At 70.0% G+C, this 5,076-nt stretch carries 5 protein-coding genes; 2 read left to right on the forward strand and 3 right to left on the reverse strand.

Going from position 1 to position 5,076, the window contains the following annotated elements:
- Window positions 1–122 precede the first annotated feature (122 nt).
- Window positions 123–662 carry a hypoxanthine phosphoribosyltransferase gene (gene hpt / locus ACQ5SO_RS21170; protein WP_430943639.1) on the forward strand — a complete coding sequence of 180 codons (540 nt, stop codon included), beginning with the start codon at window positions 123–125 and terminating at the stop codon, window positions 660–662.
- 6 nt (window positions 663–668) lie between these two features.
- Here the strand turns inward: hpt and ACQ5SO_RS21175 are convergent, their stop codons facing one another.
- The 3 genes from ACQ5SO_RS21175 to ACQ5SO_RS21185 form a co-directional block, all read right to left on the reverse strand.
- The gene (locus ACQ5SO_RS21175) at window positions 669–1,535 is read right to left on the reverse strand and encodes a peptidoglycan-binding domain-containing protein (RefSeq protein WP_430943640.1); all 867 of its coding nucleotides are present in this window, start codon (window positions 1,533–1,535) and stop codon (window positions 669–671) included.
- A 42-nt stretch (window positions 1,536–1,577) separates the two neighbouring features.
- Entirely contained in the window at window positions 1,578–2,972 is a 1,395-nt protein-coding gene (gene lpdA, locus ACQ5SO_RS21180) for a dihydrolipoyl dehydrogenase (RefSeq protein ID WP_430943641.1), read from the reverse strand.
- A 443-nt stretch (window positions 2,973–3,415) separates the two neighbouring features.
- Window positions 3,416–4,015 (reverse strand): hypothetical protein, encoded by a 600-nt coding sequence (locus ACQ5SO_RS21185; RefSeq protein ID WP_430943642.1) that lies wholly within the window; start codon window positions 4,013–4,015, stop codon window positions 3,416–3,418.
- Window positions 4,016–4,222: 207 nt separating this feature from the next.
- On the opposite strand from ACQ5SO_RS21185, the gene ACQ5SO_RS21190 reads away from it, so the two are divergent.
- The gene (locus ACQ5SO_RS21190; protein ID WP_430943643.1) at window positions 4,223–4,999 is read left to right on the forward strand and encodes an adenylate/guanylate cyclase domain-containing protein; all 777 of its coding nucleotides are present in this window, start codon (window positions 4,223–4,225) and stop codon (window positions 4,997–4,999) included.
- The last annotated feature ends 77 nt before the right edge of the window (window positions 5,000–5,076 follow it).

Consider the following 5,076-nt stretch of genomic DNA (forward strand, 5'->3'; position numbering starts at 1 on the left):
GGGAGAGGGGGAGGGGGGGAGGGGGGGGGAGGGGGGGAGAAATAGGTTGAGGGGAGGGGGGGGAAAACACACCCCCCCCCCCCCCCCTCCCCCCCCCCGAGACCAGCCCGAGGACCCCGCCGATGACCGACCGTCCCTACGTGATCGACCAGATGATCTCCGCCAAATCCATCGCCGCGCGGGTCGAGAGCCTGGCCGACGAGATCGAGGCGCATTACGCGGGCACCGACAAGCTGATCGTCATCGGCCTGTTGCGCGGGTCCTTCGTGTTCATCGCGGATCTCGCGCGGGAGCTGGACCTGCCGGTGGAGATCGACTTCATCGAGGCGTCCTCCTACGGCAACTCCACCACCTCCTCGCGCGAGGTGCGGATCCTGAAGGACCTGCGCGGAGAGATCGAGGGCCGCGACGTGCTGGTGGTCGAGGACATCGTGGACACGGGCTTCACCCTCTCCCACGTCATCCACCTTCTGTCGGCGCGCAAGCCGCGCAAGCTCGAGGTCTGCGCGCTGCTCGACAAGCCCGCGCGGCGCGAGGTGGACATCAAGGCGCGCTTCACCGGGTTCGAGATCCCGGACGAGTTCGTCGTGGGCTATGGCATCGACTACGCCCAGGCGAACCGGAACCTGAGCTATATCGGCAAGGTGCGCTTCACGGACTGAGGGGCGTCACTCCAGCCGTTTGCGCGCGATATCGAGCAGGAAGCCCATGTACACGCCGCTGTTGGTGTTGAATGCCCCGGCGCCCTGCTCCCGCGCAAAGCGATCCAGCGCGGCTTCGGTGTCCGGCCCCCAGACGCCGTCGATGACGCCCGGCGCATAGCCGATCCGGTCGAGGCAGGTCTGCAGCGCCTTCACCGGATCGCTGTACTCGTGAGCGACGTCTTCGACGCGGAACGTCATCTCGGCCGCCGCCTTGTCCAGCAGCGCCTCGGCGTTCGTGGTCCGCATCGGCCCGACATGGCATAGCTGGACCGTCGTTTCGGTCAGGCGCAACAGCCGCGAGATCACGGAGTCCTCCGGCGCCACCGCGATGGCGGTCAGGGCGCCGATCAGCGCGGTCAACACGGCCCCGGCGCTGGCGATCACAAGCTTGGACCTGATCTTGAACCGCAGGCACCCGAGCGCCTCGAACTCGACGGCCACCTCCGCGGTAAAGGTCGCCTCGCCGAGGGCGAATTCCAGAACGCCGTCGGTCTGGCTGACGCCCTGGTCCCCCAGGTAGCCCCAGATCCGCCGCGTCTCCGCCTCGGTCCGGTCCGCCATGGTCTCGGGCCGGGTGACGAGACGCAGACGCGGCTCGTCCTCGAACGCGCTCGCGGCGGGGGCGTCCATCACCCGCGCCACCGTCCGCCAGAGCCGCAGCACGTAGAGGGCGCGCAGAAGATCCGCGGCCGCGTCGCTCTCCGCCGTCGAGAACCTGTCGGCGCTCCAGAAGCAATACGCGTCCGAGGCGGCCGAGACGGCCGTCTCGAAACCCGGCTCCGGCACGTCGGTCATGACCGTTTCCATGAAATCCCCCCGGCTGACACGCATTCACCAAGGTGAACCTAGCAGCCGGGGGAAAGACGCGCGACGTCAGAAGTGGATCGCGCGGTCCCAGGCGTCGAGCACGCTCTCGTGCATCATCTCCGACAGGGTCGGGTGCGGGAACACGGTGTGCATCAGCTCGGCCTCGGTGGTCTCGAGCGTCTTGCCCACCACGTAGCCCTGGATCTGCTCGGTCACCTCGGCGCCGACCATGTGGGCGCCCAGAAGCTCGCCCGTCTTCTCGTCGAAGATGGTCTTCACCATGCCCTCGGGCTCGCCCAGGGCGATGGCCTTGCCGTTGCCGATGAAGGGGAAGCGGCCGACCTTGATCTTGTAGCCCGCCGCCTTCGCCTTCTCCTCGGTCAGGCCGACGGACGCGATCTGCGGGTTGCAATAGGTGCAGCCGGCGATGTTCTTCGGATCGGTCGGGTGGGCCTTCTGACCGGCGATCAGCTCGGCCACCATCACGCCCTCATGCGAGGCCTTGTGCGCCAGCCAGGGGGCCCCCGCGATGTCGCCGATGGCCCAGATCCCGTCCACGCCGGTGGCGCAATGGGCGTCGGTGACGACATGGGTCTTCTCGACCTTCACGCCGAGCTTCTCGAGCCCCAGCCCCTCGGTGTTGCCGACGATGCCGACGGCCGAGATGACGGTGTCGAACTCCATCTTCTCGACCTTGCCCTTCACCTCGACATGCGCGGTCACCTTGTCCGCGCCGCGGTCGAGCTGTTTGACCATAGCCTTCTCGAGGATCTTCATCCCCTGCTTCTCGAACTGCTTCTTGGCGAATTTCGAGATTTCGGCGTCTTCCACCGGCAGGATGCGGTCCATCACCTCGACCACCGTCGTGTCGGCGCCGAGGGTGTTGTAGAAGCTCGCGAATTCGATGCCGATGGCGCCGGAGCCGATGACGAGGAGCTTCTTCGGCTCGTGCGGCGGCTGCAGCGCGTGCTTGTAGGTCCAGACCCGCTTGCCGTCGGCCTCGAGGCCCGGAAGCTCGCGCGCGCGGGCGCCGGTGGCGACGACGATGTTCTTCGCCGCCAGCTCCTCGGTCCCCTTGTCGGTCTTCACCGAGACCTTGCCCTTGGCGGGGATCGTCGCCTCGCCCATCACCACGGTGATCTTGTTCTTCTTCATCAGGTGGCCGATGCCGGAGGAGAGCTGTTTCGCCACCCCGCGGGAGCGTTTCACCACCGCATCGAGGTCATAGGAGATCTTCTCGGCGGCCAGGCCGAACTCCTTGGCGCGCTCCATCAGGTGGAACACCTCGGCCGAGCGCAGCAGCGCCTTGGTCGGGATGCAGCCCCAGTTGAGGCAGATGCCGCCGAGATGCTCGCGCTCCACGATCGCCACCTTGAGGCCGAGCTGCGCGGCCCGGATTGCAGCCACGTAGCCGCCGGGGCCGGCGCCGATCACGATCACGTCGAAGGATTTCGCGGACATTTCCATCCCTTCCCAATTGCACCCTTGGGGGCCGCGCGGTTGGTCCCGGCGGCGGTTCGGCCGCAAGGTAAGCATCCCTCGGGGCCTCGGCGCAACGCGGGCGTGTCCGCGGGGCGGCGCGGGCGGCGGCCCGGGCGGCGCGGCCGCGCGGCGCAGGGGGCCGGGCGCGGCGGGGGCGCGCAACGAAACGCGCGCCGGGCGGGGAGGAGCGGCGGAGGATGATCGACCCGCGCCCTGCCCCGACACATCGTTACACGCGCAATTTCCTTGCGCAGCGGTTTCGCCGCGGCGCGCGGCGCTGCGGCAGGTTGGCGCAGTCAGCACTACCGGCGCCGGAACGGGCGCGGGGGCCGCCATCGGGCGGCCCCCGCGGGACATCGGCAAGCGGATCGGCGCAGCGCCGCGCGCCGGGAAGCTGCGCGGCGGGCGGAATCAGCGGCCCCTTACTGGAAGGCGTCGCGGCGGCTGCAGGGGTTGAACTCGGTCCGCCCGTCAGCGGCCTGGCGGGTCTCCCAGTCCTGGGCGCACCAGGTCTTCATCTGCGCCTCGGAGAAGGACGCGAGCCGCGCGCCCTCGACCGGGCGCGGCCCCTCGGGCTCGGGCGCGGCGGCGACGGCGCCGAGATCCTGCGCGGCGCCGTCCTCGCCCTCGCCTTTCGCGGCCGGCTCGGCGAGACCGGGCTGCGCGTCCACGGCGCGGGCGCATTGCTTGGTGGTCATGGCCGTGCTCACGGCGTCATACCGCCCCTTCAGGTCCGAAAGCTGCGCCGCCTCGTCCCCGGCGGCGAGCAGGAACAGCGCGGGCCAGAACAGGACCAGCCCGACGCCCATCGCCACCGCGTCGCGGGTGGCGGCCTCGTCCTGCTCCCCGGCCACGGAAACGACCTGGCGGCGGATCGCGGCTTCCTCGGTCGCCAGGGACCCGCAGCTCCAGCCTTCATAGAGCGCCGGGGACTGGTAGGTGGCGACGACGTCGTCGGAGCTCTTGGCGCAGCCGGAGAGGGCGGTGGCGAGGGCGAGCGCGGGGGTGATGAAATGGCGCATGGGGATGTCCTTCGGAAGAATCGCCAGACGGTTCTAGGGACTGGTTTCAAGACGCTCAACAATTAGTTCACCGCGCGTTCAGGAAAATGCAGCGGCCCGTCGGGCGCCGCCCGGCCTGCGACTGGCCTGCGACTGGAACGCGGCGCCGGGGCGTGTCAGTGTCGGGCCGCGGCGCAAGGCGGCGGCGCATGGGCGGGAGTACGGCCGGTGAAGCGCAAACTGACGACGATCTTCTTCGCCGACGGCGCCGGATACTCGCGCCTGATGGAACAGGACGAGGCCGCGGCCTATGGGGACCTGCGCCGGGCGCGGGAGATCATGACCGAGCTTTTCGCCCGTCATGACGGGCGGCAGGTGAATTCCTGGGGCGACGCGATCATCGCCGAATTCGCCTCGGTGGTCGAAGCCGTGCGCTGCGCCGTCGAGGTGCAGGAGGCGCTCGGGGCCGAGGCCGGGCCCGGCATGGCCTTCCGCATCGGCGTGAACCTCGGGGACGTGCTGGTCGACGGCGAGGACCTGCTGGGCGACGGCGTCAACGTCGCCGCCCGCCTGTGCGAGATCGCCGAGCCGGGGGGCGTGATGATCTCCTCGACCGTGCACGAGCTGGTGCGCAAGCAGCTCTCGGCCCGGTTCCGCCATGTCGGCCCCTCCGAGGTCAAGAGCATGAAGGAGAAGGTGGACGCCTGGTCGGTGCAGTCCGCCGCCGCCCGTCCCGCGCGCCCGCCGCGCCCCGCCCCCGCGGCGGATGCGGGCAAGCCGGGGATCGTGCACAAGACCATCGAGCGCGCCGACCGCGCCTATCACTGGGTGATGGCGCAGCCGAAAAAGGTGCGGCGCGCGGCGGGCATGATCTTCTTCTTCTTCATGCTCAACCTGCTGTTCACCGGCATCGCCGCGCCCTGGTTCGTCTTCCCCTCGGCCCCCTTCGCCATCTTCATCTGGCTCCACTGGCGCAAGCAGGCCGAGTCCGCGCGCACGGGGTAATTGGGGGGGGGGGGGGGGGGGGGGGGGGGGGGGGGGGGGGGGGGGGGGGGGGGGGGGGGGGGGGGGGGGGGGGGGGG

This window comes from Rhodovulum sp. DZ06, assembly GCF_050586345.1.
Classification (GTDB): domain Bacteria; phylum Pseudomonadota; class Alphaproteobacteria; order Rhodobacterales; family Rhodobacteraceae; genus JBOCEF01.

Excerpts from the sequence above, each read along its gene's own strand:
- hpt (WP_430943639.1), top strand. The coding sequence starts at position 123 with ATGACCGACCGTCCCTACGTGATCGACCAGATGATCTCCGCCAAATCC.
- ACQ5SO_RS21185 (WP_430943642.1), bottom strand. The coding sequence starts at position 4,015 with ATGCGCCATTTCATCACCCCCGCGCTCGCCCTCGCCACCGCCCTCTCC.
- lpdA (WP_430943641.1), bottom strand. The coding sequence starts at position 2,972 with ATGTCCGCGAAATCCTTCGACGTGATCGTGATCGGCGCCGGCCCCGGC.
- ACQ5SO_RS21175 (WP_430943640.1), bottom strand. The coding sequence starts at position 1,535 with ATGCGTGTCAGCCGGGGGGATTTCATGGAAACGGTCATGACCGACGTG.